This is a genomic window from Lamprocystis purpurea DSM 4197 (genome assembly GCF_000379525.1).
GTDB classification, from domain to species: Bacteria; Pseudomonadota; Gammaproteobacteria; order Chromatiales; family Chromatiaceae; genus Thiodictyon; species Thiodictyon purpureum.
The window spans coordinates 1-1658 of record NZ_KB902458.1 but is presented as its reverse complement, the minus strand read 5'-3'; the positions used below and the strand labels follow the sequence as shown (position 1 = coordinate 1658).

Genomic DNA, 1658 nt, shown 5'->3' with positions numbered 1-1658 from the left:
ACCCGAAGACACTCGGGCGAGTCATGGCAGAAATGGACACGGACGGACCGTCAGAGGCCGGAGACTGCATCCAGTCTTTGGTTTTCGAGCTTCAGATTGCCAGGGAACGGGCTAAGCGGTTTGCTGATGAGTTGATGAGTAGGACGTGAGTGTCAGAACTCCACCCTTCCCGTCTTCCGCGCCCGCATCTGCACGTAGATTTGCAGCGATCCCCAAGATTCATGCAGCGACACCTGCTGAATCTCGGGGACCGTCCGGCCGTCTTCGGCCAGGCGGCTGCATCCTACAACATCCTTCGGTATTTTGGTAGTATAATTCTGATTAAGCAAATTAATCGCTTAATCTGGGTAATGATGACAGGGAATCGTCCATCATCGTTGATGCATATTGATCATATCGACGGAAACCCAACAAATAATCGCTGGAACAATTTGCGCCTATGCGAACCTCAACAAAACGCCAGAAACTCGAAAACACCAAAAAACAACTCAAGCGGGTATAAGGGCGTAGCAAAAAGCCTTAACAAGTTCAGAGCATTCATCGTTGTAAATAGGCGTCAAATTCATCTTGGAACGTTCAACACTCCGGAAGAGGCAAGCGCAGCTTACCAAAAAGCCGCAATTGAAAAATTTGGCGAGTTCGCTTGCATTAATCGTTGATTGTCATTTCTACACGGGATTTTTTCCCCATATTGACGTAAATCTGCAAACTCGACCAGGAATCATGAAGCGACACGCGCTGAATCTCCGGGATGGTCATCCCGGCTTCTGCAAGACGGCTGCAGCCTTCTCTTCTGAGATCATGGAAATGAAGATCCACAACCCCTAACACCTTCAACTGCCGCTGCCAGTAAGTCCCCACCGTCTTGCTGTTATAGGGCAACAGCCGATCCTCGTCGGGGTCGCGCCCTGGCAGCGCCAGGATCGCATCCACCACAGCCAGGAAGCGGTCGGTGACCAGCATCTCGCGATCGTTCCCCGCCGACCCGTCCGGGTGTTTCAAGTCGCGGATCATCCATGTTCGATGCTCCCGATCGAAGTCGGACAGCCGCATCCGGCAAAGCTCGTCGAGTCGCCGACACGAGTAGATCGCCGCCCACAGGATCAGATCCATCGGCGGGCCAGGGTTACGCCGGGAGCGCAGCCGCAGGGACCGGAACCGCTCCGCGATCCTGGTCAACTCGTCATCGGTCGGCCGCCGCTTGCGCCGCTGGGGCCGGGTGATCATCCGCTCAGCGCGGCAAATCTCCGAGGCGTCGTCCAGCACGTGCGGATCGACCGGGACCCCGAGCGCGGTACGGGCATAGCGAAACACCACGCGCCGCCAGATCAGGTCATTCGCCACCGTTGCGCCCCCGGTCCCGCCCGCGCGCCGCCCCTGGATATGCTCCACCACCTGTTGCGCGGTCAGGGTCAGGGCGGCACACCGCGCGAGGTCGAAGCCCAGCAACATCCGCAGATGAGCGCCTTTGCTTCGCCCCAGCGGCGCGACGGTCTCGCGCGCCTTCAAGTAATGCTCGATCAGGGTAGCGACGGTCACGCCCTGGTGTTCGGCGCGGGTCTTTGCCGCGGCGGGGTCGCGCCTGATTTGCTCCTCGCGCTCAGCGGCCCAGGCTTTGGCCGTGGCCTTCTTGGTGAAGGTCTTGGTCTCGGAGTAGA

The 1658-nt window shown here is 58.1% G+C and carries 2 protein-coding genes; one reads left to right on the top strand and one right to left on the bottom strand.

Features of this window, described 5'->3' with window-relative positions:
- Window positions 1-149 precede the first annotated feature (149 nt).
- Window positions 150-659, top strand: a complete 510-nt coding sequence (locus A39O_RS38135; protein ID WP_157639881.1) for an HNH endonuclease — start codon at window positions 150-152, stop codon at window positions 657-659.
- Here A39O_RS38135 and A39O_RS0108950 read toward each other — a convergent pair.
- The coding region (locus A39O_RS0108950; RefSeq protein ID WP_020504327.1) for a tyrosine-type recombinase/integrase at window positions 649-1658 on the bottom strand (1010 nt) is incomplete at its 5' end. The genes A39O_RS38135 and A39O_RS0108950 overlap by 11 nt on opposite strands.